Here is a 25,878-nt window from a genome sequence, read left to right on the forward strand (position 1 = left end):
CCTCCTAATATTCTTTAGTCGGCGCATTCGGGCTTTTGCGGATCTGTGCCTGAACAGCAAAACTCACAATTGCAGAATTCGCTCGCGCGACAACTGAGAAGATGTGATCTCGGTATAACATTTACGCAATCCAGGCATGATCCCACCGCTCCACTCGATCATTTCCAGGCTCCACCTGAAACAGCTGCGGCTCTTAGTTGCGCTGGGCGAGCACGGCTCGCTCCTGAAGGCCTCGCAGCAGGTCGCGTTGACGCAACCGGGCGCGAGCAAGGCATTGCAGGAAATCGAGACGACCTTCGGCACGCCGCTGTTCGTTCGCACCAACCGGGCCTGGAGCCCAATGCCGTCGGCCATTGCGTGATCCGCTATGCGCGCCTGATCCAGACGGATCTCGCGCACCTGCGCGACGAGATCGTTGGAATCATGCGTGGCCAGGGCGGGCGGGTGGCGGCCGGCGTCATCATGGGCGCGGTGCCGCTGCTCACCGGTGCCATCTCCGCGCTCGTTGCGCGGCAGGCCGACTTGTCCGTCGAGATCGTCGAGGACACCAGCGCCGGCCTGCTGGCCCAGCTTGACGCCGGCCGGCTCGACCTGGCGATCTGCCGCACGACCATCAGCCAGGCGCCGCAGTTCTACGACAGCGTGAAGCTCCAGGATGAAACGCTCGCGGTGATCGCGAACGTCGGCCATCCGCTGCGGCACGCGAAGAAGCTCACCCTGCAGGAGCTGGCGCCATACCGATGGGTGGTATACCGCGCGAACATGCCGATGCGGCTCTTGCTCAAACGCGAATACCGCGATTGCGGGATCGAGTTCCCGGAGCACCTGCTCGAGACGACCTCCGCTTTTGCGACGCTGGCGCTGCTGCAGGCCAACCCGTCCTTCGTGGCCCTGGTGTCAATCGAAGTCGCGCAGTTCTTCGCGCACCGGCAGATGACGCGCATCCTGCCGCTGGCCCTGGCGTCGCGAAGCGAGGCCTATGAGCTCGTCACCCGCAAGGGGGCTTCTTCCCGAATTGCGCACGACAAGATCGATGACAGGTACATATCTATTACTGACATATTGGACCCTGGCCGCCGCAACGGTGAGATAGGCGCGGGTTTGTGCTATGCCCATCTCGCGGCTCACATCGTTCGCAGCTCCGGCCCCCTTCGTAGCAAGTTTCCCCTGAGTCACAGCCTCGTCAGCGCGAATGGCGGTTTCCTTCATGAACCGCCCCGGGTTTGCCGGAGGCCGTTTGGTTTTAGTCACGTCGCCCAGGCTGGCCCTTCCAGCGTGGCGTAGTAGCGTTCCTCTGCTTCGGCCGGCGGGATGTTGCCGATGGGCTCCAGCAGCCGGCGATTGAACAATGCCGCCGAGCGGGGCGCTGCGCGGCTTCGCTCTCGGCAGGAAGTCATGGCTCTTCGCCGGCTCCGATCGCGGCGCTGCTGATCGGGCCGCCTTCATGGCGACGCTGATCACCTCCGCCAAGCTCAACGACGTCGATCCGCAAGCCTGGCTTGCCGATGTCCTCGCCCGCATCGCCGAAACGCCGCAGAACCGGCTTCATGAGCTGCTGCCGTGGAATTGGCAGCCCATGCCTCATGACCTCGGCCGCGTGAAAAGCGCGCGGAACAGTTCCTCCGACCGCTGAAGACCTTCATCCGTCAGCACCAGTGACTTCGCCTTGTTCACAGGGTCTGCAATTAGCCCCTTCTGATGCAGCCGATCCGTCACATCCCAATCGAAGCTCTTCCAGGCGCACCGCTCATTGTGCAGCGTCAGCCAGAGCAGCGCTAGGACGGCATCATCGATCTTGTCCGTGTCGATCTCCATCTGCCCAATCTAGCACAGATCGTGCGTCTGCCGCGGCCCACACCGGATGGTTACGGTGTTCCCCATGTCCGCCTAGCAGCGATCGCCAAGGATACTGCTGTGGAAATCACGGACGTCGGTCTCGTTAAACATCTGCTTCACGCCGCGGACGAGGAGGTTCTTGCCGACCCCCTGCCGTGGTACAACCCTGCGGAGTTCAGAAGCCGATGCCGTAGCGCTGCAGACACGGCGCGAGCGCGTCAGCCGCGCCGCACCGCGCGGGCAGCTCGACGCGCAACCGCGCATAGGCCCATTGCCGCCAGGGACGCGGAGAACTGCCGGATATCTCAATGCGGACGAGTGACGGCATGCGGTTAGTTCTCGTCCATTCGGCGTTGAGCGCGCCGTCGCTCCCGGCATAGCTGAACGATAGCTTTAGATCGCCTCGCAGCAACGGAAGATCCTCCCCGCCCGCGCCCATCAGTTGATCGCGGCGAGCACGAATGAGGGCATTGTCCGCTCCGGCCCGGCCCATCGAATAGGTGATGTCATCAAGTCCCGCACGTGATTCGTAGCCGAGGGCCGGACGCACGAAGGTGACCACCTCAGCATTGCCGGCGAAGCGGACCGCGGCGGCCCCTTCCGGGTTGGAATAGATGGGCTGCGCCGCCTCCAGATCCTCGACCATCCGGTCGAGAATAACCGCCACCGTGTCCTCCTGTCCGCCTCGGTCGATCATCCCCTGCCATTGGCGCAGCCAGGTCCCGGTGTACAGCGCCAGCCCACCAAACAGGATCGTAGCGAGCACCAACGAAACCAATGCCTCGATCAGCGTGAAACCGGCTTGAGCGCTGCGTTTCCTCGTCATTGCAGCCTGCCGAGGCGCACGGTCTGCATCATGTTTTCATCCGGTCCCGCGGTGCTGTGAACCGTGACGGAGTAGAGTTGCCATCCGGCTCTCGCCAGTGCAGTTCTTCGTTCGAAGTCGTACGGTTCCACGATGACGGTAAAATCTCCGATCACACTCCGGCCCATTAGCAACGGGTCGAGGGTCATAGCCGCCGCCATGGCTGCCTGCATGCTGACACGGCGTTCCGCCGACCGCCCCAGACCCGCGAACGCGCCCGCGGCGCCCGTGATCATGCGCGCGATCGGAACGATCAGCAGCACGGCGATTGCAAGCGTGGCCAGAACCTCGATCAGCGTGAAGCCGCGTCTGCGTCTTGCTGTCATTTAGGGCTCATCTCCACGCGGCCGGTGAACCAGTCGACGCGCAGTTCGATAGCCCGGCCGCTGGCGGACAGTGTCATGACGCCCCCGCAGGACCGTCCGTCGGCGAGGAAACGCAAGGCTCTGGTTCCGCCTCGTATGGGACACCGGTCCGACGTGACCCAGTTGATCGCCACCCCATCCCGGATCGAGATCGGATTGGCGCCGTCCACCTGGATGCGCTTGTTACCCGGATCGACCATGACGTCGGCGACGCCGCCCGTGGTCAGGGCTTTCACTCTGGCCTTGCGGAACTCCCCGCTGATGCGAACCGCCTCGCCAGAAAGCTCGGCAGCCCCGACGCCGGAACGCGGCCGCGGCATCAGGACGAAGGCCGCTAGGGCGAAGATGGCGAGTGCCGCGATCACGTCGAGCAGCACGACGCCGCGCTGCCCCACTTTACGGTCGATGCTGCCCCTAGGGCTGGCCGGACACATTAGAGCCGCGCCCACCGAGTCCGTCAGAGGTGATGTTGAACGACCTTCCGTCGCTGGCGTATTTGTATTCGTTGCCCCACGGATCGAGCGGAACGCTGTCGCTGCGAAGGTATGGCCCGTTCCAGACCTGAATGGTCGCGGGCTTGTGCACCAAGGCTCCAAGTCCCTCTGCCTGTACCGGATAACGGCCAACATCGATGTAGAAGATATCGAGCGCACTGGAAAACGCCTCGATCTGGAGCTTGGCCGCGCGCTCGCGAGAATCGGACAACTGGGCCAGAACACGAGGGCCGACGAGCGCCGAGATCAGTCCGATGATGGCCAGCACGACCAGCATCTCGATCAGCGTAAAGCCCGCCCTGCGGCGCCTGGCACGCTTGCGCTGCGTGAGATGGGAATCAACTGCGAAATGTACGCTCATGCACTCCGGCTCCTAGCGGACCATGTCATTGAAGGACATCAGGGTAGACATGATCGACACGATCATACCCCCGATCAAGATGCTGATGGTTGCCACCGCCGCAGGGCCGACGAGCCCGACGATACGGGACAGCGCACGCTCCAGCCGTACTTCATAGAAGTCGGCGACACGATAGGCCAGACCTGCGAGTTCGCCACTTTGCTCACCGAGCCTCAACATGCGCACCGCCAGCGGCGGAAGCTGGAGAATCTCAAGTGCATGACCAAGCCTGTTGCCCTGCCTCAGCGCGTCGGATGCCTGTTGCGCGCGTGCCCGGGCCGCCTCGCCATGATCGATGGTATCGGTGATGAGCTTGAAAGCCAAGGGAATCGCCACGCCCGTTTCAACCATGATCCCCAAGAGACGCGCGAAGCGACCTGTCCGATAGCTGCCCGGTATATCCGACAGAAGCGGAAGCTTTTTGGCGCCCCCCCAGAGCCATGCCGACAGAAGCCCCTGCCGCGCCGCCACGAACCCCAGCAATACGAAGACGGAAACGGCAAGCAGAAGCTCCAGCCCGTAGGAGCTAAGGAAGTTCGACACCGCGAACATCGCCACCATCAGCGTGTCCGTATTGCCGCCCTGCACGATCATCGGTTCAAACTGAGGAACCACGCCCACCAGAAAGAACACCAGTACGCAGATCGTGCCGGCGAACAGGACCGCCGGATACCGCAGCGCCTCCCTGACCTTGGCTTGCAACGCCTCGAAATTCTGGCGCTCCTCCACGATGCGCGACAAGAGGGTGGGCAATTTGCCGGAGGTCTCCGCAACACGAACCATGGCGACCTGAAATGCCGGGAAGAGGGCAGGCCAGGCTTCCAACGCACTGGAAAACGACTTGCCCGAAGCCAGGTCGGTGCGAATGCCGGCAACCACGGGTTGAAGCCTGCCGCTGTCGAATTCCCTTTCCATGATCGCCAGAGCTTCGTCGATCCGGATACCCGCGTTGAGCATGATCGACAGATCGGAGAGCAGCCGCGTAACAGCCGCCGGCGGTATTCGGGTCGTAAAGAGCGGCGCCCGTACTGCTGACTGCACGCTTTCTTCGACACTCACCGGGATCAACCCGCGCGCGCCCAGCTTCTGGACGGCATCGTCGGAATCCGACGCATCGATCCGGCCGAGTTCGAGGCGACCTTCGCCATTCAAAGCTTTGTACGCAAATGCCGTGGAACCCATGGAGGCCAAACTTCCTAACTGCGCGCCCTCAAGGGAGACGTTCGTTCGCAATCGATGCTTCTGAAGAATCCCTTCAATCGAGATCTCTGCCGAGCCCCGCACGGTGCAAGCGCTCCATTTGGGTCACCCCCCGCGTCCATGATCGGCGGTTTCTCCTTCGGAATCATTATTCATGGGTTGTTCCTGCCAATACATCTGCTTTCCGCTCGCCTCATCGGAAAAACGCACCGAGGCTCGCCCACCCGCTCCATCCAGCTTGACCTCAAACTGACCGACTACCTTCAAGGTCCAACCTTCATGGCTTTCCCCCATCCGCAGCGTGAAGGCCGCGCTTTCGGCTGGTGTGGTGAAGGTCGCGCTGTTGAGCCTTTCCGACCGCACGATGCCAACCAGTTGCCAATCGGGCGCCGCGGCAGGCGCCGGCTCGGGTTCGGGCTCGGGCTCAGGCTCCACAACGACAGGTTCAGGTTCGGCGGCAACGAACGCGATCGGGGCAGTCCGGTCCGGCGAGAACAGGGGCCGATCCCGAAGGGCCGCATAGTCGCTCAAAGGGCGCTCCCTGACCGAAAGGCTTTCTGTGCCGAAGGAGAGGCTCGAAGAAGCCGCGATGGCGGCGAGTATCATCGGCGCGCGCAGCAGCGTTGTCATGACTGGGGGTCTTTCTCCCGGAAGGCGGATAGCGAGACGTTCATCGACAGCGGCCGATCGAGGGAACTGGAGGTCTGATATCCCCCTGACAAATCGATCCTGCGGTTCAACCTGAGCCTGAAGCTGTCGACGATCATGACGGGCGAACCTGCCTCTATGGCATACAGGAGATCTGGCAGCGATTGCTCCATAACCTCGATATCGGCGGTCAAGCGAATGCGTTCCAAAGCCTCCAACTGGGGATCGCCTGTGATGGCGATTTGGCCGTCCGTGGGAATGTCGACGCGCCTGATAATGGCGCCCACGCGTTCCACGCGGTCGGAAAGCAGGCGCTGGAATTCGGCCGAGACGAGCCCGCTGGTTTGGGAATCGAGAAGTATCTTGCTCTCGCCAAGGTCCAGAGCCGGCGTTTCGCTCTGATGAACCGGGGGATTGGACGCCATGCTTTCGAGCAAGGAGGTACGTTCCTCATAGAGCGCCAGCGTTTGCGCCTCCGCGCGCCAGGACAGCAGCGTATCGGCGACGAGTACCAGAGTTCCGACGACCAGCAGGGCAATGACGATGAGGGATTGAAGCCGCGTGTCGCGCCATAGGGTCGTCGGCCTCATCGCAGCGAACCTCCCGTGCGGATGAGCGGCCGGGTGTCGACAACGAACTCCGAGGTAACGCCATCCTCGCCGCGCAGAGCCGGTCCGACCAGCTTGCTGTCTTCGAAGCGACCCGACGATTCCAGCGCGGTCAGCACTTCCGGTACGTCGATTGTTCGCCCCGAAAGACGCATGCGCCCATCGGCGAAAGACACCTCCGTGGCGTAGGAGTGCGTGGGCAACGCCTGAGCCAGGTCGTCCAATGCTGCAAGCGCGCTCACGGCGTCTTCCTTGATAATCAGCGCGGTCTGCTCAGGCGCGGTATCAGCCTTGTACGGAGTCGCCGCGAGCGTGATCGCCTGCCGCGCCTTTTCGGCCCGGACCTCGACGGCAGCGCGGCGCTCGGCATAGCTGTCCTTGATCAGCGGCCGCGCCGCCAGCGACGTGATGGCCGCGACGAGGCTGATCCCCAAAACTCCGGCGAGAAGAAACTTTATCCGGCCACGGGTCCCGGAGCCCTGTTGCCGGTGCGTCGACACGGTCACTGCACCGCCTTCGGGAAACGGCGCCGAGATCAAGACCTGGCGGGCCTCGGTCACATTCAGGCATGCCAGGGCAGCAGCGACGCGCGACCTCGGAACGATCGCGACGGCGACTGTCATCTGCCGGGCTTCGCGGTCGATCTCGAGCACCCTGTGGCCGAAATAGATGTCGGAGACAGGCAATGGTGAAAGCACGCCCATACGCGAAGCAACGATGCCGTCGAGGTGGCTGGCAGCCTCCATCGGCAGTTCGATCCGGCGCGCGATCACCCAGTTCACCGGGATGCCGAGATGGACCGTCTTTCCGTTCACCGCGCTGCGCAATGCAGCGGGCGGCTGCGCGTCTTGCGAAATCGGCATCAACAGGGGGGCAGACGGCTTTCGGCTCGACGCCGGCCTGATTTCAAGCACGCTCCCGTCATCAGCGACCGACCCGATCACGCGGCTGCCGGATTTGACGCGCGCAAGTTCATCCAGCAGAGAGGCTGGTCCCGCGATCCAGTCGTCCATGCCGCGGAACGCCGCGGTGAAAGGAGAAGCCATTCCGGTCAAACCTTAGAGCGGAAGCCGGCACAGAAACCGGAGTTCCGCTGCGCGTGGGAACTAATCATAGCGCATCTTCAGGCCCTTATTCCAGATCAGTCATAGTTCTTCGCCCATCGGGCACCGATCTTGAGCCTAGACGACCAACTTGGGGGCGGAGTTACAGAATCTGTCGGCAATTGACCTCGACTTCGATTTCGGCAGACTTCAGCATTTCGAGGCGAATGCCCGGCAAATTGCTCGCCATGAAAGTTAGTGCGGGCGCTGTCTGCAGGGCACTGGCATCTGATCGCGGCGCCAATGTTTCCTGCCTGCCGAGCCATTCGGCCCCAAGTAGGAACTGCTCTAATGATTGTCGCGCGGCAGGCCGCTGGTGACGGCGATGTTCTGGTACTTCACCGCCGGCTTCAGAACCATCCCCTCGGACAACTGGTCAACCATTGACCGCTGGATCTCCTGCCAAGGCGTCTGATGCTTCGGATATGCATAGCCGCCATCCGCATCGAGCGCAGCGCGACGCGAGGCCAGTTCTTCATCCGAGATGAGGATGTCGGCAGTGCCCGCACGCAGGTCGATGCGCACACGATCGCCCGACTTGAGCAGAGCAAGCCCACCGCCGACTGCTGCCTCGGGCGAGGCGTTGAGGATCGATGGAGAGCCGGAAGTGCCGGACTGACGGCCGTCACCGATGCAAGGCAGCGAATGTATGCCCTTCTTGATGAGGTATGCTGGCGGCTGCATGTTCACGACTTCGGCGCCGCCCGGATAACCGACCGGGCCGGCTCCGCGCATGAAGAGGATGGTATTCTCGTCCAGACCAAGCGACGGATCGTCGATGCGCGCGTGGTAATCCTCGGGCCCGTCGAACACGACGGCGACACCCTCGAAGGCATCAGGGTCGTTCGGGTTCGACAGATAGCGGTCGCGAAACTCCGGCGAGATGACCGACGTCTTCATGATCGCAGAGTCGAAGAGATTGCCCTTCAGGTTGATGAAGCCGGCATCCTTCCTGAGCGGATCGGCCACGGTACGGATGACCTTGCCGTCGAGACTCTCCACCGCGGCGCAATTGTCGCCGATCGTGCGGCCGTTGGCGGTCATGGCTCCAGGGTGCGGCAACAAGCCGGCCTTCATCAGCTCTGCCACCACGGCCGGCACACCGCCGGCATGATGATAGTCCTCGCCGAGATATTCACCGGCCGGCTGGAGATTTACGATCAGCGGAACGTGGTGACCGACCTTCTGCCAGTCATCGACGGTCAGCGACACGCCGAGATGCCGCGCGATGGCGTTGAGGTGGATCGGCGCGTTGGTAGAGCCGCCGATGGCGGAATTGACGACGATCGCGTTCTCGAACGCCTCGCGGGTCATGATGTCGGACGGCTTGAGGTCCTCCCGCACCATATCAACGATGCGCTGGCCCGTTTGGTAGGCGATCTGGCCGCGCTCGCGATAGGGAGCGGGGATCGCCGCCGAGCCCGGCAACTGCATGCCGAGCGCCTCGGCCAGCGAGTTCATCGTCGTTGCCGTGCCCATCGTGTTGCAATAACCGACGGACGGCGCCGATGAGGCGACGATGTCCATGAACTGGTCGTAGTCGATCTCTCCTGCCGCCAGCCTTTCTCGTGACTTCCATACGACTGTGCCGGAGCCGGTGCGTTCGCCTTTGTGCCAGCCGTTCAGCATCGGGCCGACGGACAGCGCTATGGCGGGAATGTTGACGGTGGCCGCGGCCATCAGCAGCGCCGGGGTGGTCTTGTCGCAGCCGATGGTCAGCACAACGCCATCCAGCGGATAGCCATAAAGCAACTCAACGAGAGCGAGATAGGCGAGGTTGCGGTCGAGCGCAGCGGTGGGCCGCTTGCCTGTCTCCTGGATCGGGTGGACCGGGAATTCCAGCGGGACGCCGCCGGCGGCCACAATGCCGTCGCGCACGCGCTTGGCGAGCTCGATATGATGCCGGTTGCAAGGTGACAGGTCCGAGCCCGTCTGGGCGATGCCGATAAGCGGCTTGCCGGATTGCAGTTCTTCGCGGGTCAGCCCGTAGTTTAGGTAACGCTCGAGATAGAGCGCCGTCATCCCGGGACTGTCGGGATTGTCGAACCACTCGCGCGAGCGCATCCGCTTCGAACCATTGATCTTGGACATTTACACCTCCCAGAACCGTCCTCCGGGCCATCGATATGGTATCGGCAATTGTCGGACAAGTACTTTCACTCAGATGTGGACAAATTGTCCATTTTGTGGAAACTTAGAAGGATATGAACGATATGACAGGCGTGGAGACGCGCCGCGTGCTGGGGGAGGGATAGCCAAGCGTGAGCCAGATCATCTTCATTCCTGCCGAGGGCGGCTCGGGCGAAACCCGTGTCGCGGCGTCGCCCGATACGGTGAAGCGCATAGCCGCCCTTGGCTTTGACGTGGTGGTTGAGAGCGGAGCGGGCACACTGTCCCGCATCGTCGACGAAGACTACGCGATGGCAGGTGCCACCATTGGTTCCGCATCCGATGCGGCCCGTGCGGATGTGATTCTGAAGGTTCGCCGTCCCAACGCGACGGAGCTCGAATCCTACAAGCGCAGCGCCGTTGTCCTCGCTGCGATGGACCCCTATGGCAACGACGCTGCGGTTGCGGCGCTGGCCAAGGCCGGGGTCACCGCCTTCGCCATGGAATTCATGCCGCGCATCACCCGCGCGCAGGTGATGGACGTGCTGTCCAGCCAGGCCAACCTCGCCGGCTACCAGGCGGTGATCGACGCAGCCGCCGAATATGATCGCGCGCTGCCGATGATGATGACGGCGGCCGGCACGGTGCCTGCGGCCAAGGTGTTCATCATGGGCGTGGGCGTGGCCGGCCTGCAGGCGATCGCCACGGCGCGCCGCCTCGGCGCCATCGTCACCGCCACTGACGTGCGCCCGGCGGCCAAGGAGCAGGTCGCCTCGCTCGGCGCCAAGTTCCTGGCGGTCGAGGACGAGGAGTTCAAGGCGGCCGAGACGGCCGGCGGCTACGCCAAGGAGATGTCCAAGGAATACCAGGCCAAGCAGGCGGCGCTGACCGCCGAGCACATCGCCAAGCAGGACATCGTCATCACCACGGCGCTGATCCCCGGCCGCCCGGCGCCGAAGCTGGTGTCGAAGGAGATGGTCGCCTCGATGAAGCCGGGCTCGGTCCTCGTCGACCTGGCGGTGGAACGCGGCGGCAATGTCGAGGGCGCGGTGCCGGGGCAGGTGGTGACCACCGCCAATGGCGTCAAGATCGTCGGCCATCTCAACGTGCCGGGCCGCGTCGCGGCTTCGGCCTCGCTGCTCTACGCCAAGAACCTTTTCGCCTTCCTCGAGACGCTGGTCGACAAGGAAACCAAGCAGCTGGCAATCAACCGCGACGACGAGCTGGTCAAGGCCACCATGCTGACCGATGCCGGCCAGGTGGTGCACCCGGCCTTCGCCGCTGCGGCAGAGGCCGCGGCAAGCGCGCCCCCCGAGGCGGCTAAAAAACCGGCTGCCAAACCGGCGGCGAGGAAAACCGCCGCGAAAAAGCCTGCCGCCAAGACGTCGAAGGGGGATGCATGATGGACAAGACCGCGCTCGAACAGGCGCTCGACCAGCTGGACCAGGCGGTCGCGGCGGTGCGTCTCGGAGTTCAGGACCTGGTGAACGCGCAAGGTACGGCGGAAGCCGCCGGCGCGGCGGTGCATGCCGCGTCGGGCGGGGCCATCGACCCGTTCGTGTTCCGCTTTGCCATCTTCGTGCTGGCGATCTTCGTCGGCTACTACGTCGTCTGGTCGGTGACGCCGGCGCTGCACACGCCGCTGATGGCGGTGACCAATGCGATCTCCTCGGTGATCGTGGTCGGCGCGCTGCTGGCGGTCGGCATCGCGGCCTCGGGGCTGGCCACCGGCTTCGGCTTCGTCGCGCTGATGCTGGTCTCGGTCAACATCTTCGGCGGCTTCCTCGTCACCCAGCGCATGCTGGCCATGTACAAGAAGAAGGAAAAGTGACGTGAACGCCAACCTCGCTTCCTTCCTCTATCTGGTCTCCGGCATCCTGTTCATCCTGGCGCTGCGCGGCCTGTCGCACCCGACCACCAGCCGCCAGGGCAACATCTACGGCATGGTCGGCATGGCCATCGCCATTGCCACCACGCTGGCGCTGGCCACACCCTCGGTCGGCGGCTTCGCGCTCATCGTCGTCGGCCTCGCGATCGGCGGCGGCATCGGCGCGGTGGTGGCGCGCCGCATCCCCATGACCTCGATGCCGCAGCTGGTGGCGGCCTTCCACAGCCTGGTCGGCATGGCCGCCGTGCTGGTGGCGGCAGCGGCCATGTATGCGCCCGAAAGCTTCGGCATCGGTTCGGTTGGCGCCATCCACGGCCAGGCCCTGGTCGAGATGAGCCTGGGCGTGGCCATCGGCGCCATCACCTTCACCGGCTCGGTCATCGCCTTTTTGAAGCTCGACGGGCGCATGTCGGGCAAGCCGATCATGCTGCCGGCACGCCATGTCATCAACATCGTGCTGGGCGCGACGCTTGCGGTGCTGATCGTGCTCTTGGTGGTCACGCAGAGCTATGTCGTGTTCTGGCTCATCGTGGCGCTGTCGCTGGCGCTGGGCGTGCTGCTGATCATCCCGATCGGCGGCGCCGACATGCCGGTGGTCGTGTCGATGCTCAACTCCTATTCCGGCTGGGCGGCGGCGGCGCTGGGCTTCACGCTGGGCAACCTGGCGCTGATCATCACCGGCGCGCTGGTCGGCTCGTCGGGTGCGATCCTGTCCTACATCATGTGCAAGGGCATGAACCGCTCCTTCATCTCGGTCATCCTCGGCGGCTTCGGCGGCGAGACGACGGCGGCGGCGCATGACGGCGTCGAGCGCACGGTCAAGCAGGGCTCGGCCGACGATGCCGCCTATCTGATGATGAACGCGCAGAAGGTCATCATCGTGCCGGGCTACGGCATGGCGGTGGCGCAGGCGCAGCACGCCCTGCGCGAGATGGCCGACAAGCTCAAGGCCAACGGCGTCGACGTGAAATACGCCATCCACCCGGTCGCCGGCCGCATGCCGGGCCACATGAACGTGCTGCTCGCCGAAGCCAACGTGCCCTATGACGAGGTGTTCGAGCTGGAGGACATCAACTCCGAGTTCGCCCAGGCCGACGTGGCCTATGTCATCGGCGCCAACGACGTGACCAACCCGTCGGCGCGCGACGACAAGAACTCGCCGATCTACGGCATGCCGATCCTCGACGTGGACAAGGCGCGCACCTGCCTGTTCGTGAAGCGCTCGCTCGGCTCCGGCTATGCCGGCATCGACAACACGCTGTTCTACAAGGACGGCACCATGATGCTGCTGGGCGATGCCAAGAAGATGACCGAGGAAATCGTCAAGGCGATGGAGCACTGAGATTGATACACGCAACAAGGCGATGAAGCGGGAATGGCTCCAGCCACTCCAGGCCTGCTCATTCCAACGCGCGCAGCCTGGCTTTGCGGCTGAGATATCCTTCCTCGGCCGAAGCAGCCCTCGGCTGCGATCATCACGGTCGCAGCGTCATGACGATGCCCCACCAGCCGCTGGCGTGCGTTACGCATGCCGTGGTCGAGTGGGGGTTCCGCAACATTGGCGGCCATATGTGGGTGTAGTGAACGAATCTCAATCGCTACCCCGTGTGGCACCCGATTCACCGTCTGGTGCGGAGTAGAAGGGCACGGCTCTTGACACCTACACCGCACAGCCTTCTGGTCTGGCGCAGCTTTCCGGGGAATCGCCGGATCCGGAATGGTACGTCAGGCAGACCGCTCTGCGGACTAAGCCGACAGCCGGATTCGGCTTGCGGAAGCCGGCGTCCATTGTGCTCAAGGGTGAAGTGCGACAGGTACGTTCAATGAACCCACAGCCTACAGACTTACACTCACACTCACTCTTGGGGTCCATGGCCGATGCCGGACTGGCGAGCCGCGAAGCTACGCGGGACCTTTTTGGTGAGAGCACGGCCTCGCGAGCCTCCGACCTGCACCGCCTGATCGAAGCGCAGATCGTCGACGCCGACGCCCTCGCAGGCTTCCTGTCGTCCTATTATGGCGTGCGGCTTCTCGACCGGCAGCAGCTCGCTGACTACAGGCCCTTCGCGCAGAATCTCTCAAACCGATTTCTTGTAGAGAACTGGATCGCGCCGCTCACGGCACCAGACGGAAGCGCCGTCATAGGAGTTCTCCATCCAGGAGACGAAGACCCGATAATGGCGCTGCGGGCTGTTCTCGACGGGACCGCCGAGGTGTGCGTCATTCCCGCGCCCGATCTGGAAACCTGCCTGGAACACCTTTCCGGCGCGCAGTATGTTGCCCAGGCCACCGGCGAAGGAGCAACCTCCGAAGCGGCGATCGCAAGCCTTCGGGATCTTGCAAGCGGCGCGCCAGTCGTCGTTGTCGTCGACGACATGTTCCGGCGCGCGCTCGACCTGAGGGCAACCGACATCCACCTCGAACCGATGCGCGGACGGCTCGTGATGCGTTTCCGCATCGACGGCGTCTTGCGGATCATGCCTTCGCCGCCGCACGAAATGGGCGATGCGATCGTGTCGCGAATCAAGGTTCTCGCCGGCCTCGACATCACCGAGCGCCGCAAGCCTCAGGATGGTGCGATGCGCCTTCCCATCGGCGACCGCGAAGTCGAACTGCGCGTTGCCACCCTCTCCTCCATCCATGGCGAGACCGTCGTCATGCGCATCCTGCACCGCGACAGCGTCCTGCTGGATTTCGCGGGCGTGGGCCTGGACGAGGGAGAACGGCAGACGCTGAACCGGCTGCTCGAGCACACCCATGGCATGATCGCGGTGGCCGGCCCGACCGGCAGCGGCAAGACGACGACGCTCGCCGCCGCGCTTTCTAAGCTCAACGATCCGAGCCGCAAGATCGTGACCATCGAGGACCCCGTCGAGTACCAGATCCCCGGCATCGTGCAGTCGCAGATCAACGCGGCGATCGGCATCACCTTCTCGTCCGCGATCCGGACATTCGTGCGTCAAGACCCCGACGTGATCCTGGTCGGCGAGATACGCGACGGCGAGACGGCACGGGCCGCCGTTCAGGCGGCGCTCACCGGACACCTCGTGCTCACCACCGTCCACGCGAACACCGCGGCGGCGGCCTTCACGCGCATGCGCGACCTGGGTGTCGAGACCTATCTGCTGGTCGGCGCCGTACGCGGCATCATCTCCCAGCGCCTGTTGCGGCGGCTCTGCGATCACTGCAAGGAGGAAGGAATTCTCTCGGCCGAGATGTTCTCGTCCGACTCGCGTTATCAGGCCGTCGGGTTTTCTCCGGGCCAGAAAGTGTTCAATGCAGTGGGCTGCGGCCGTTGCAACGGTGCGGGTTACCGAGGCCGCATCGCCGTGTTCGAGATCCTGGTTCTCGACGAGGCGATCACCGAACTCGCGTCACAAGGCGCGGACCACTCGCGGATAGAAGCGCTCGCGCTCGAGCGGGGCATGAGCACGATGTCCCACGACGGCGCCAGGAAGGCATGCCAGGGTCTAACCTCGCCGGCGGAGGTACTCAGGGTGACCGGATTTCGCTGAGCGCATCCGTCGACGCACGCGCTTGCGTCGATCTTCGGCTAGCGGTCCGACGCTCCTCCGTAGCCATCGGTCCTTATTGCCCGCCTTCCTCGCCTTGATAGGGCTCGATGCTTTCGCCCTCCAAAAGATAGCTTGAGGCAACGTCGTCTGAGCCGTCCATGAAGGACAGGTTCTTGTTCTCGGACTGCACCCGCATCGTGCCGGTTATAGTGACGCCCTCGAACAGGCTCGTGGCCGCGTATGGGGTGGAGGATTTCAGGTAGATCACCTGGTTCGGCGGCGGCGGCGGCTCATGGATGCACGCACCGAAATATGGGACAAGCAGGAACTCGGTGGCGCCGGCCGGGTCGAAGTCCAAAGGCAGCAGATAGCCCGCGATCGCTACGCGCTCGCCGTCATACTTCTTCTCGGTAAGGGTTCCGCGCCTCTCGATCTCCGTAGCCCAGGCCACGTATCGGTCGTAAAGCGCATCGAGATCGACGCCTTGCGCCGCGATTTTCTCCCTGTCGGCGTCGACCCTTTTCTTGGCTTCGTCGCGCTGAAGGGCAAATTCCTCGCTCAGCTCTCCCGACGGGTGACCCTTCCAGTACATGACATTTCTCAACGCCACCTGCTGATCGAACGGGAGTTCATTCGGTGAAAATGCCAGCGGTTCTGTCGACGGTATCAGCATCTCCCATTTCAGTCGGGTAGCGCCCTCGCTGAATGCCGCGCCGCAACCAAGGCTCAAGGCAGCCAGAATGAGAGCGAGGCCGTTGAGCATCGATCTCGCTTTGCAGAGTAAGGATCCGAGGGTCTTCATGTTCTCACCATCATGCCGTCTGCGAGGGACATCCTGTAGGCGCGATAAGCAGGCAGGAAACCGGCCGCCACTCCGCCTATCAATATTGCCAACAGCAACAGGGCATCGGTCGTGGATGGAGGCTGAATGCCAATGTCGATGCCGAACTGTCTGTCGACGAGCGGGCGGGCCACCACCAGGACCGCGTAAAGCGCGGCCGTGCCGATTGCGATTCCCGCCGCCGTCAGCAGTGTCGCTTCTCCGACAAGAAGGCCTGCTACCGTGCCCGGTCTCGCCCCCAGCGAGCGCAGTATCGCGATCTCACGCCGCCGCTCGTTGAGCGTCGACAGGATCATTGCCGACAGACCGAGCATCGAGGTCACCACGACCATCGCGGAAACGCCGAGCAACGCTGTCTCGGCGGTGCCGACAAGTCCCCACATCTCCTGCAATGCGACCCCAGGCAGCACAGCCGAAAGAGGCTCGACCCTGTACTCGTTCACAGATCGCTGGAACCCGATGACCTGCAAGCGCGATGTCAAACCGATAATGGCCGCAGTTATCGCCTTCGGAGGAAGCGACATCTGCCGCAGCCGGTCGGCCGGCGTAACCTGCCCCGGGATGCGTGAACCGGATCGCCAGTCGACGTGAATGGCCTCGATTGACTTGAGACTGACATGGAGGGATTTGTCCACGGGCGTGCCGGTCCGTGCCAAAACTCCAGAGACGCGAAACGGAAGATCCTCGTGCTGCGACCCGAGGGAGCCCATGCCGTGCGCCACGGTGATGTTGTCGCCGATATCATAGCCAAGCCGGGTCGCAACATCCGAGCCGAGGACGACATCGAACAGGTCATCGAATGGCACCCCCGCTGCGAACGTCAAGGCTTGCCCGCCGCGATACCGAAGGTGCTCGAAATAATCCGGCGTGGTCCCGATGACACGAAAGCCACGGTGACTGTCGCCAAGCGAGAGCGGAATTGCCCAGGCCACCTCCGAGCGCGAAACGATATCTTGGTAGGTGCGCCACGTGACGTTGTTGGTGGCGTTGCCGATGCGGAACACCGAGTAGAGAAGAAGCTGCATTCCGCCCGACCTGGCACCGATGACCACATCCGCGCCCGACACTGTGCCAGCAAAGCTGTCTCTTGCCCCGCTGCGCACCTTTTCGACACCGAGCAGCAGCATGACGCTGACGGAGATCGCCAGGACGGTCAGCAACACCGTGATCCAGCGGTTGCGCAGGGATTGCAGGGCCAGGCGGGCGACGATCATATCTTGTCGCTTTGGCGTTTCGACGTTGTCAGGATGTCGGAAAGCTCGACCACTCTGGTGAAATGCCGCGCCAGGCGTCGGTCATGGCTGACCATGATCAAGGTCGCCTTCGTGGCGTCGACCTGACCGAACAGGAGATCGAGAAAATCCTGCTGTCGATCGTCGTCGAGAGCCGATGTCGGCTCGTCGGCGACGATGATCTCGGGTGAGCCGATGAGCGCCCGTGCCGTCGCGACGCGTTGCTGCTGACCAACGCTCAGAGTGGCCGCCGTTTGCTGCCCGATATCCGCCGGGAGTCCCAGCGCCGACAGGAGGCGCCGGGCTTCGCTGTCCGTGCCGCCAGCGGCCATGGCGCGGGCGCGACGCTGCGGTGCGAAGCTAAGCGGCAGCAGCACGTTGTCCATGACGGTGCCGTAGGGAAGGAGATTGAACATCTGAAAGAGGATGCCGAAATGCTCCGCCCGAAACCGGTCGCGTCCGCTGCCGCTCAACCCCTCGAGCTGTTGCCCCATGATTTCCACGCTTCCGGCCTGCGCCAAGGCGATGCCGGTCAGCAGGCTGAGCAGCGTCGACTTTCCGCTGCCGGAAGGGCCGAGCAGCAGGAGACGCTCGCCACGGGGAATCTGGAGGGCGCCGACTGATAGAGCGAACGCATCTCGCCCGTTCCACTTGTATTCGACGCCGCGCAAGCGCACGGCGTCGGTCAAGGCGTGCGCTTCCACCCTATCTTTCCATGTTGCGAGCCTCGCGGGACACCGCGTAGGCCGTCTCCCCGTCTGCATCGATGAACGTCACGTACAGTTCCCCGGAATCCCGGAAGCGATCGAAGAAGCGGAAATCTATCGACCTGACCTGGGCCGCATCCGCGCAGGCGAAAGCGTAAGTGGCCCGGAACTCGGTGTGATGGCCGTCGTGCTCTTCGGTCCCCGCGGTTTTGTCAGCTTCGGCCGGGGCGTCATCGTCTTCGTGCTCTTCCGCGACGATTTTGACGTCGGCGGAGGTGACGGCGCACCCCGCGGACTCAGGCAATCCGAAGAGGTTCAACGGTTCCTTCAAGTCGGCAAGTGCGGCCTCGACAGCTCTCTTCTGCCGAGCGGTTTCAGCTTCGTGCTCAAACCCGACGATATCCATGCCAGGCGCGGAAAGCTCCATCTGAATATTGTTCGTCTCGATGGCGATTGCCAATGTCCCGTGCCCATGGACATGTGGACCAAGCTCTCGACGTTCTTCTTCTGCCTGCGCGGCCGAAACGACAATGAAAATGCCAGCGGCAACCCATGTCCAGGCGTAGTGATGCAAACTCATCTCGGCCTCCCCAAATCGATATGATCAATAGCCGCCATCGAAAAGCACTACGTCAATGACGGCGATATGGGCGTAGCGCAGCCTGGCGCTACACCATCCTGGACAATTCGGTACTGATCAGTTTCGCCGTTTCACGCACCAGCCTTCCGCAGAACTCGTGGCGGCGCTCGTCGTGCCGGTACACCGGCATACTGATGCTGACCGCTCCGATCGGTTCCCCCGAACGATTGAAGATCGGGCTGCCGAGACAGCGGATATCCGGTTCGTTCTCCTCGTCATCGAACGCGAACCCTTGCTCGCGCGTCCGCTTCAACTCATCGAACAGCGCTTCGGGTGTCGTGAAAGTCTTGGCGGTATGGCGCCTCAAGTCCAGGCTCTTGATGACCTCCAGCAGCCGCTGGTCCGGCAGGCCGGACAGCCACGCCTTACCCACGGATGTGGAGTGGAGTTCAACCTGGCCGCCAATGCTGGTTTTCATCTGAACCCTGCTGGAGCCCTCCAACTTGTCTATGTAGACCATCCGGTTGTTGCTGGGCACCGCAAGGTGCACCGCCTCATCCGTTGCGTCGCGGAGCGAAACCAGAAAATCCCTTGCGATCGTCCGCAAGTCGGAGTCCTCCCAGGTCTTGGCAGCAAACTCCAGGAGGCGTGGCCCCAGGCGAAACGTTCCGCCGTCTCCTGACTGCGTTATGAGTCCCTCCGCCGTGAGCGCCGAAACGAGGCGGTAGACCGTCCCCCGGGGAAATGGCGCGCGCTTTGTCAGCTGCGCAATGTCCAGTGTTCCGGGGGCATCCGCGATGATCTGCAGCACCGTAATGAACTTCGAGAACGAGGCCGCTCCCTGTACGCGGGTAGGAGCTCTCTCATCGGCTTCGTCATGGAGCTCACTCAGGCTCATGGCGCATCTCCTTGCAAGCTTGACAACGAAACATGGTGGTACTACGTTTTTGGACAAGCTGTCCATATTGTAGTCAGCGTTCGTGGTTCCCGATTCTAACCGTGTGATCGAGGAGGATCAACGGCAAACGCACTTGTGGCGAATGTGAACGCATCGGGACGCCCGTATCTTCCGCGAGGGGGTAGGGGAATTTCTGTGGGAGAGGAAGCAGATGACCAAAAAAGGATACTGGGTCGCAATGGTCGATATTGCAGACCAGGAGGGATACAAAGAATACATTGCCTTGAACAAGGCAGCGTTCGACAAATACGGGGCGTCCTTTGTCGTTCGCGCGGGAAAGAGCCAGGTCATGGAGGGCCCCCACGCGAACCGTCTGGCGGTCATCGAGTTCAAGGACTACGAGACCGCTCTCGCCTGCTACAACTCTCCAGAGTATCAGACGGCGATCAAGGCCCGCGAGAAGCATGCCAAAGCACATCTGGCCGTAGTGGAAGGTGTCTGACACCGGAAGAGTCGCTTGAGACCTCCTATCATACTGGTTGGAGTGATCGTCGTCTTACCCCCTGCGCGCTGTTCCACCGGGTGAGCAAGACAGGCCTTCATCGCTCGATTGGGTGTTTTCACCCGATCAGCATGCTGGAAGCGTCCTGCTCACGGTCTCCGGATCATCGTCGGAGTGCGGTGAGGTGTGTCGCATGCGCGCACAGCCTTTTTGGAAGCAATCATGTCCTCACCGTTGCATTGGCTATTAAAGGCTTTCGACGTCTTCGTCGTTGTCGGGATGGCCGTCATCAGCCTCCTGATCTTCACGAATGTCGTGCTCAGGTATGGCTTCAGCTCAGGCATTCCCTTTGCCGTTGAGGTGTCCCGTGTGGTCCTCGTCTGGGTCATCTTCATGGGATCCGTGGTGGCGCTCGCCAAGGGCGCGCATCTCGGCGTCGACTCGTTGGTCGTCCGGTTGCCTCAAAAAGCGCGCTTCGCGTGCTTTATCGTTTCATGCGGCCTGATGCTCTGGTGCTACTGGCTCATTGCACAGGGCAGCTGGGCACTTACGCGCATCGAATGGGGCAATATAACCCCACTGACGGGAATTCCTGTCGGCCTCACTTACGCCGCGGGGCTCGTCGCCGCCGTCATGATGGCTCTGGTTCTCCTTCTTCAGCTGTGGCGCTCGCTGCGCGGCACCCTGCCCAGCACATGGGCGGGAGCAAAGTCGGATGAGACCCCACTGGCCGTGAGCTCCGCGCTATCTCAGGAGAAACTGCAGTGAGTGGCTTGGTATTTCTCGGCTCCCTCCTTGGTGCGATCGGCATCGGGATACCCATCAGCTTCGCTCTAATGCTGTCGGCGGTAGCGCTGATGCTGCTGATGGGCAATCTCGATGCGCAAATCCTGGCACAACGTCTGGTCAATGGCGCGGACAGCTATCCGCTGATGGCGATCCCGTTCTTTCTCATTGCCGGCGAACTCATGAACGCCGGCGGGCTCTCCCGCCGTATCGTGACGATGGCCCTAGCGCTCGTCGGTCACCTGCGTGGCGGTCTCGGTTACGTGGTCATCGGCACGGGCCTGGTGATGGCCAGCCTTTCCGGATCCGCTATCGCGGATACGGCGACGCTGGCCGTCATGCTAATCCCCCTCTTGCGGGATGCGGGCTACAACATGGATCGAGCCACAGGTTTGATCGCGTCGACAGGCATCATTGCCCCTGTGATTCCGCCTTCTGTCGGGTTCATCATTCTGGGTGTCACCGCAAACATTTCCATCATCGGCCTGTTCATGGCCGGAATTGTGCCAGGGATCATGATGGCGCTAAGCCTCGTTGTGGCTTGGTGGTTCGTCGCGAAAAAGGAAACGGCGGCGGTCAAGCCCAAACTGCCGCGCAGGGACATACCGAAAGTCATCATGACAGCCGGTTGGGCGTTGATGCTGCCGGTAATCATCCTGGCGGGACTGCGGTTCGGACTCTTCACGCCCACGGAGGCCGGCGTCGTCGCCGCCGCCTATGCACTGTTCGTGGGGCTGGTTGTCTATCGGGAGCTGACACCGCAGCTGCTTTATCAGGCGCTGCTCGACGCCGGTCGCATGACCGCCGTCATCATGCTGCTGGTGGCAGCCTCCATGGTCACCGGGTTCATGATGACGATTACCAATCTGCCCGGCCAGCTCATCAGTCTTCTTGCTCCATTTATCGAGATGCCGATCCTGCTGATGGGCATGATCGTTCTGGCAATCTTCATCATCGGCATGGTGCTCGATTTCGCACCTTCCATCACAATCCTGGTGCCTATCCTCATGCCGCTCGTCGTCGCGGCCGGGATCGACCCGGTCTATTTCGGTGTCATGTTCATCATGACCGCCGCCGTCGGCATGATCACGCCCCCTGTTGGAACCGTCCTCAATACAGTGTGCGGGATCAGTCAAGTTTCGATGGGATCGGCTCTGAAGGGTATCTGGCCTTTCCTACTGGCCGAGGTGACACTCATTGTCCTGCTGGTTCTGTTTCCGGCATTGGTGACCGTGCCAGCAAGCTTGCTCCATTGAGGCTCGAACAGTGGAGGAGTTAGACGGAACATTCGACGACGGCCTTTCCGTCTACATGACACAGGGTCCTGCCGCGGACGGCGGCGGGACCCTGACACAGGAGGAATTGCATCGCGAGCGCAGGTCGATGTCGAACCGCTGCACACGTTCGAGTTCTTCACCGAGCCTCCGCTGACCGACATCGGCGAGGTGTACTGTGCGCAAGTGGGAAGCAGTGCTTTATGATTGTCAGGCGTTTCATAGAACGGTACTTTTCCGACTATAGGGTGCCGCGTGTACGCTTGGGTGAGCGGGTGAGTGTAGGTCGGCAAGGCGGCACTCCAAATGTCTATGCCGTGTGGGTTCGCAGAGGCTCGGCTGCCTTCGCCTTGGCGATAATGGCTGCGTGTACTTCCACTAGTGATTATCTTGGAGACGTTGCCGCGCGGCCGGACCCACTAGACAAGGTCGCCAACGCGGATCTGAGTGCGCGCAAGTCTTCCGGCGGCGGTTTTCTGTCGAATCTCGGCTTCGGCCGTACGCAGCAGAACAGGCAGGGTGAAATCTACTACGGCTACGAACAGCGGCTGACTGCCAGCGAGCGCAAGTCGCTCCAGCGGCTGAGCGGCGAAAAGTTCGAGGTCAACCTGGAGGAGGCCGAAATCAAGGTCGCGGCCCGCACAGTGCTGGGCGAAGTGCTGGGAATCAACTACTCGATCGACCCTCGGGTCGCGGGCAAGGTTTCGATCACCACGTCGACGCCAACGCCAGCCCCGGAAATACTCACCATGTTCGAGTCCGCGCTGCGCAGCAACGGCGTGGCCATGATGCGCGAAGGCGACCGTCTGCGGCTGGTGCCTGCGAACGAAGCGTTTGGCGGCGCCGAACTCGATCAGGGCGTCACCGTCCAGCCGGGCTACGGCGTCACGGTTCTGCCCCTGCAGAACGTTTCCGCCAGCACGATCCTGCCGCTGCTCGAAAACTTCGTCGCCCGTCCCGGCATGGTGCGCGAGGATCCCGATCGCAACCAGCTGATCTTCCAGGGGACGGCGGCGGAGCGGACCGCGGCGATCGAAGCGGCGCGCTCGTTCGACCAGGACTGGCTGGCCGACCAGTCGGTCGGTATTTTCCCCGTCCACAATTCCAGTGCGGCCACCATAATGCCCGAACTGACCCGAGTGCTCGACATCGGGGCGGGCGGTCGCGGACGCAACACGATCAGTGTGCAGCCGATCGAGCGCAGCAATGCGATTCTGGTGGTGGCGAAGACGCGCAACCAGCTGCAGCGCGCCGCGACCTGGATTCAGCGGCTCGACCGGATCGACGCGGCTGCCTCCAATTTGCGCGTGTACAAAGTACAGCACCTGCAGGCACGGCGCCTTGCATCGATGGTAAACGCGATGTTCAGCGGCGCCTCAGCATCGTCGGCTTCGGAAGATCCGGCCTCGCAGTTTCCGCCCGGCTCGCAGACCGACGGCCAGAATGAGGGCACAAACGGTTCGCAGTCAGCCGATGCGACGCCGGAACAGCGCATGGCGGATGAAATGCCGATCGCGGGCGGGGCGGAAAACTCGAACTTGTCCAAAGACGGCGTGCGCATCACCGCAAACCCGGAAAACAACACCATTCTCATCTTCGCGCGGCCCGATCAGCAGCGGCTCATCGAACAGGCCCTCGTCGCGCTCGACCGTCCGCAGGAGCAGGTTGCCATCGAAGCGACGATCGCCGAGGTGACCCTGACCAACGAGTTGCGCTATGGCGTGCAGTTCTTCCTGAAATCCAGCGATCTTGGCCTGGGCGCCAACAACGGATCGTTCGGTCTGGTCAAGGAAGCTGGCAGGGCCGTGCTGTCGCGAACGCTTCCGGGCTTCAACCTGCTGCTTGGCCCCGAAACCGAGCCGCGCGTCGTCATCGACGCCCTGCGCGGCGTTACCGAGGTCAAGGTACTTTCGTCGCCGTCGGTCGTCGTCCTCGACAACAAGCCGGCCCTGCTTCAGGTCGGCGACGAGATTCCGATCGTGACGCGCACTGCGCAATCGGTGACCGATCCACAGGCGCCGATCGTCAACAATGTCGAGTTCCGCAATACCGGCGTCATCCTGAAGGTCCTCCCGCGCATCACAGGCAACGGCACGATCAGCCTGGTCATCGAACAGGAGATCAGCTCGGTCCAGCGCAGCCAGGCCCAGTCCCTGACGCCGACCATATCGCAGCGAAAGGTCAGCTCGACGGTTTCGGTGACGAGCGGCCAGACCGTGATGCTTGGCGGCCTGATCAGCGAACGGCAGCAGCGCGGCCGCGACGGCGTGCCGGTTCTCAGCGACATTCCGCTGATAGGCGACGCGTTCCGGTCAAACCAGAATTCCGCGACGCGCACAGAACTCATCATCCTGATCCGGCCACAGGTCATCCGTGACAGCCTGGATGCGCAACATGTGGCTGAGCAGATGCGGTCGCAATTGCGGCTGATGAACGAACCGTCCCGGAACGTACCGCTGCGGCGGCCGACCAAGACGATCATCAAATGAAGACATTCGTGGCGCGGCCGCGGGCCATCGTGATCGTGGCGTCCGTCGCCGCGGCAGTGACGTTCCCGCCAATCGTCGGGGGAACCACATACACGTTGGCAGCTTGGGCCGCGCTGTGCCTGCTGGCGGCGGCGATCACCGTTCATGACCTCGCGACGATGCTCATACCCGACCGCTACACGCTTGGCATCCTTCTTGTCGGGTTTGCCGAGTGGCTGTTCGCGTCGGGAGACCCCGAGGTACTCGCCGTGCGTGCGTGCGGCGCTCTGCTGCTGGGAGGGGCGCTGTGGCTTTTTGATATGTTTTACGAGCGCCTGCGCGGGCAGACCGGGCTCGGGATGGGCGATATCAAGCTGCTTGGGGCATCAGCACTGCTCGTTGGGATTTCCGGGACCGGCGTTCAGATCATGCTTGCCGCATCGGCCGCGCTGACTTTCATCGCGTTGCGGGCGATGCGCCTGCGCAGACCGTTGCGTGCCATGGCGAAGGTTCCGTTCGGCACCTTCCTCGCGCCGGCACTGGTCATCGTCTGGGCGTGGCTGCCCGCCGCATGGTGACATCGATTGGGTCGGGGTGGGCAAAGTCTTGATTCCGCCGGGGTCGTGGTGATACTTTTCGTGGCGAGGCATGGGGCCGAAATGGGTCTTGCGGCAGTGGGCGTGAACTCGTCAACGAGCCGGCGGGGTGCAATCCTCGTCAGCGTCCTGTGGATTATCATTTTCCTCGGATTCCTTGCCGTTATCCTTCGCGTGCAGATGACCGGGGTCGTGGCCAGCGTGCGCGTCACGGAAGACAAGGCGTCGGCGCGCATTCTGGCGGAAGCCGGGCTCTCGCGGGCCGCGGCCGAGATTCGCGCGGGCCCGCCCGACGGTGTGGGCACGCTGAGCGATCAGATATCGTCCACGATCACCCTGCCGGCCGGGGTCGCTTCCGTCTTTGCGACAAATGAAGCCTTGCGGATCGATCTCAACACCGCCGAGCGGCCGCTGATCGTTGGCGCGTTGCGAGCCGCCGGCGCCGCTCCCGGAACCGCGGACGATCTGGCGACAAAGATCATCGGCCACCGCGCCGGGCCGACTCCGCTGAACGGACAGCCGGCCGGTTCCGCTCCACAGCGGGCTGGGGACGACATAAGGCTGTTTCAGACGGTCTCCGAACTCGCCGCCTTCCCGGGAATAACGCCCGACATGGCCATCGCCATCGAGCGCTATGTCACTGTCTCCTCCGGCCTGTCCGGAGTTCGTCTGGTAGCGCTTGATGATGCACTGCTGGGCGAGATTCCTGGCTTGCCGCCATCGGTGCGAAAGGCGATTCGGGATTTCAACGCCGGCCGCCTGTCGCGCGAGCAGCTCGACCAGTCGCTAGGGGCGGTAGCCTTCAACACGCTGGCGCAGGCACCGAGTTGGCGCGTCGTTCTCGAGACGACCCTGCAGTCGGGTTACAGCGAATCGTTCGAGGCATTGATGCTTGTATCGAACGCGGACGAAGCACCTTACAGAGTGCTTGATTGGCGTCGCGCGGCAATCGAGCTGGACTGA

Annotated in this window: 27 protein-coding genes and 1 pseudogene; 13 read left to right on the forward strand and 15 right to left on the reverse strand. The window is 62.9% G+C overall.

Going from position 1 to position 25,878, the window contains the following annotated elements:
* The first annotated feature begins 136 nt into the window (after window positions 1-136).
* From ABLE86_RS14810 to ABLE86_RS14820, 3 genes and pseudogenes are all read left to right on the forward strand, one after another.
* Window positions 137-361, forward strand: a complete 225-nt coding sequence (locus ABLE86_RS14810; RefSeq protein WP_348779721.1) for a LysR family transcriptional regulator — start codon at window positions 137-139, stop codon at window positions 359-361.
* A complete protein-coding gene (locus tag ABLE86_RS14815) occupies window positions 358-1,284 on the forward strand; it encodes a LysR substrate-binding domain-containing protein (protein WP_348779722.1) in 927 nt (308 codons plus the stop codon). The genes ABLE86_RS14810 and ABLE86_RS14815 overlap by 4 nt, the downstream gene beginning before the upstream one ends.
* A gap of 79 nt (window positions 1,285-1,363) precedes the next feature.
* Window positions 1,364-1,633 (forward strand): annotated as a pseudogene (locus ABLE86_RS14820) (transposase domain-containing protein); the annotation flags it as partial.
* On the opposite strand, the gene ABLE86_RS14825 reads toward ABLE86_RS14820, so the two are convergent.
* The 10 genes from ABLE86_RS14825 to ABLE86_RS14870 form a co-directional block, all read right to left on the reverse strand.
* Window positions 1,582-1,815, reverse strand: coding sequence for a DUF6429 family protein (locus ABLE86_RS14825; protein ID WP_348779723.1), 234 nt, complete (start codon window positions 1,813-1,815; stop codon window positions 1,582-1,584). The pseudogene ABLE86_RS14820 and the gene ABLE86_RS14825 overlap by 52 nt on opposite strands.
* Window positions 1,816-2,011: 196 nt before the next feature.
* The gene (locus ABLE86_RS14830; protein ID WP_348779724.1) at window positions 2,012-2,662 is read right to left on the reverse strand and encodes a prepilin-type N-terminal cleavage/methylation domain-containing protein; all 651 of its coding nucleotides are present in this window, start codon (window positions 2,660-2,662) and stop codon (window positions 2,012-2,014) included.
* The gene (locus tag ABLE86_RS14835) at window positions 2,659-3,027 is read right to left on the reverse strand and encodes a prepilin-type N-terminal cleavage/methylation domain-containing protein (RefSeq protein WP_348779725.1); all 369 of its coding nucleotides are present in this window, start codon (window positions 3,025-3,027) and stop codon (window positions 2,659-2,661) included. The genes ABLE86_RS14830 and ABLE86_RS14835 overlap by 4 nt, the downstream gene beginning before the upstream one ends.
* Complete coding sequence (locus ABLE86_RS14840; RefSeq protein WP_348779726.1) at window positions 3,024-3,443, reverse strand: hypothetical protein; 420 nt, start codon at window positions 3,441-3,443, stop codon at window positions 3,024-3,026. Before ABLE86_RS14840 ends, ABLE86_RS14835 begins: the two co-directional genes overlap by 4 nt.
* A gap of 37 nt (window positions 3,444-3,480) precedes the next feature.
* On the reverse strand, window positions 3,481-3,921 hold the full coding sequence (gene gspG / locus ABLE86_RS14845; protein ID WP_348779727.1) for a type II secretion system major pseudopilin GspG: 441 nt from the start codon (window positions 3,919-3,921) through the stop codon (window positions 3,481-3,483).
* A 12-nt stretch (window positions 3,922-3,933) separates the two neighbouring features.
* Window positions 3,934-5,142 carry a type II secretion system F family protein gene (locus tag ABLE86_RS14850; protein ID WP_348779728.1) on the reverse strand — a complete coding sequence of 403 codons (1,209 nt, stop codon included), beginning with the start codon at window positions 5,140-5,142 and terminating at the stop codon, window positions 3,934-3,936.
* Window positions 5,143-5,265: 123 nt separating this feature from the next.
* The gene (locus tag ABLE86_RS14855) at window positions 5,266-5,790 is read right to left on the reverse strand and encodes a hypothetical protein (protein ID WP_348779729.1); all 525 of its coding nucleotides are present in this window, start codon (window positions 5,788-5,790) and stop codon (window positions 5,266-5,268) included.
* Window positions 5,787-6,398, reverse strand: a complete 612-nt coding sequence (gspM, locus tag ABLE86_RS14860; RefSeq protein WP_348779730.1) for a type II secretion system protein GspM — start codon at window positions 6,396-6,398, stop codon at window positions 5,787-5,789. The genes ABLE86_RS14855 and gspM overlap by 4 nt, the downstream gene beginning before the upstream one ends.
* Entirely contained in the window at window positions 6,395-7,429 is a 1,035-nt protein-coding gene (locus ABLE86_RS14865; RefSeq protein WP_348779731.1) for a PilN domain-containing protein, read from the reverse strand. Before ABLE86_RS14865 ends, gspM begins: the two co-directional genes overlap by 4 nt.
* Before the next feature lie 378 nt (window positions 7,430-7,807).
* Window positions 7,808-9,610 carry an IlvD/Edd family dehydratase gene (locus ABLE86_RS14870; protein ID WP_348779732.1) on the reverse strand — a complete coding sequence of 601 codons (1,803 nt, stop codon included), beginning with the start codon at window positions 9,608-9,610 and terminating at the stop codon, window positions 7,808-7,810.
* A gap of 170 nt (window positions 9,611-9,780) precedes the next feature.
* On the opposite strand from ABLE86_RS14870, the gene ABLE86_RS14875 reads away from it, so the two are divergent.
* The 4 genes from ABLE86_RS14875 to ABLE86_RS14890 all read left to right on the forward strand — a co-directional run bounded on the left by ABLE86_RS14875 (window position 9,781) and on the right by ABLE86_RS14890 (window position 15,031).
* Complete coding sequence (locus ABLE86_RS14875) at window positions 9,781-11,031, forward strand: Re/Si-specific NAD(P)(+) transhydrogenase subunit alpha (protein ID WP_348779733.1); 1,251 nt, start codon at window positions 9,781-9,783, stop codon at window positions 11,029-11,031.
* Complete coding sequence (locus ABLE86_RS14880; protein WP_348779924.1) at window positions 11,031-11,459, forward strand: proton-translocating transhydrogenase family protein; 429 nt, start codon at window positions 11,031-11,033, stop codon at window positions 11,457-11,459. Before ABLE86_RS14875 ends, ABLE86_RS14880 begins: the two co-directional genes overlap by 1 nt.
* Window position 11,460: 1 nt before the next feature.
* Complete coding sequence (locus ABLE86_RS14885; RefSeq protein WP_348779734.1) at window positions 11,461-12,858, forward strand: NAD(P)(+) transhydrogenase (Re/Si-specific) subunit beta; 1,398 nt, start codon at window positions 11,461-11,463, stop codon at window positions 12,856-12,858.
* Between the two features lie 448 nt (window positions 12,859-13,306).
* A complete protein-coding gene (locus tag ABLE86_RS14890) occupies window positions 13,307-15,031 on the forward strand; it encodes a GspE/PulE family protein (RefSeq protein WP_348779735.1) in 1,725 nt (574 codons plus the stop codon).
* 73 nt (window positions 15,032-15,104) lie between these two features.
* Here the strand turns inward: ABLE86_RS14890 and ABLE86_RS14895 are convergent, their stop codons facing one another.
* The 5 genes from ABLE86_RS14895 to ABLE86_RS14915 form a co-directional block, all read right to left on the reverse strand.
* A complete protein-coding gene (locus ABLE86_RS14895) occupies window positions 15,105-15,794 on the reverse strand; it encodes a DUF3299 domain-containing protein (protein WP_348779736.1) in 690 nt (229 codons plus the stop codon).
* A 35-nt stretch (window positions 15,795-15,829) separates the two neighbouring features.
* Window positions 15,830-17,086, reverse strand: coding sequence for an ABC transporter permease (locus ABLE86_RS14900; protein ID WP_348779737.1), 1,257 nt, complete (start codon window positions 17,084-17,086; stop codon window positions 15,830-15,832).
* Window positions 17,083-17,793, reverse strand: a complete 711-nt coding sequence (locus ABLE86_RS14905; RefSeq protein ID WP_348779738.1) for an ATP-binding cassette domain-containing protein — start codon at window positions 17,791-17,793, stop codon at window positions 17,083-17,085. Before ABLE86_RS14905 ends, ABLE86_RS14900 begins: the two co-directional genes overlap by 4 nt.
* A gap of 16 nt (window positions 17,794-17,809) precedes the next feature.
* Complete coding sequence (locus ABLE86_RS14910) at window positions 17,810-18,391, reverse strand: DUF2796 domain-containing protein (protein WP_348779739.1); 582 nt, start codon at window positions 18,389-18,391, stop codon at window positions 17,810-17,812.
* A gap of 88 nt (window positions 18,392-18,479) precedes the next feature.
* Entirely contained in the window at window positions 18,480-19,289 is an 810-nt protein-coding gene (locus ABLE86_RS14915) for an IclR family transcriptional regulator (protein ID WP_348779740.1), read from the reverse strand.
* 211 nt (window positions 19,290-19,500) lie between these two features.
* On the opposite strand from ABLE86_RS14915, the gene ABLE86_RS14920 reads away from it, so the two are divergent.
* From ABLE86_RS14920 to ABLE86_RS14945, 6 genes are all read left to right on the forward strand, one after another.
* Window positions 19,501-19,791, forward strand: a complete 291-nt coding sequence (locus ABLE86_RS14920; RefSeq protein WP_348779741.1) for a DUF1330 domain-containing protein — start codon at window positions 19,501-19,503, stop codon at window positions 19,789-19,791.
* A 222-nt stretch (window positions 19,792-20,013) separates the two neighbouring features.
* Window positions 20,014-20,559: a TRAP transporter small permease gene (locus ABLE86_RS14925; protein ID WP_348779742.1), complete on the forward strand. Its 546-nt coding sequence runs from the start codon at window positions 20,014-20,016 to the stop codon at window positions 20,557-20,559.
* Window positions 20,556-21,833: a TRAP transporter large permease subunit gene (locus tag ABLE86_RS14930; RefSeq protein ID WP_348779743.1), complete on the forward strand. Its 1,278-nt coding sequence runs from the start codon at window positions 20,556-20,558 to the stop codon at window positions 21,831-21,833. The genes ABLE86_RS14925 and ABLE86_RS14930 overlap by 4 nt, the downstream gene beginning before the upstream one ends.
* Before the next feature lie 377 nt (window positions 21,834-22,210).
* The gene (gspD, locus tag ABLE86_RS14935) at window positions 22,211-24,340 is read left to right on the forward strand and encodes a type II secretion system secretin GspD (protein WP_348779744.1); all 2,130 of its coding nucleotides are present in this window, start codon (window positions 22,211-22,213) and stop codon (window positions 24,338-24,340) included.
* Entirely contained in the window at window positions 24,337-24,897 is a 561-nt protein-coding gene (locus ABLE86_RS14940; protein WP_348779745.1) for an A24 family peptidase, read from the forward strand. The genes gspD and ABLE86_RS14940 overlap by 4 nt, the downstream gene beginning before the upstream one ends.
* A gap of 81 nt (window positions 24,898-24,978) precedes the next feature.
* Window positions 24,979-25,878 carry a hypothetical protein gene (locus ABLE86_RS14945; protein ID WP_348779746.1) on the forward strand — a complete coding sequence of 300 codons (900 nt, stop codon included), beginning with the start codon at window positions 24,979-24,981 and terminating at the stop codon, window positions 25,876-25,878.

This window comes from Mesorhizobium sp. KR2-14 (assembly GCF_040049255.1).
GTDB lineage: Bacteria > Pseudomonadota > Alphaproteobacteria > Rhizobiales > Rhizobiaceae > Pseudaminobacter.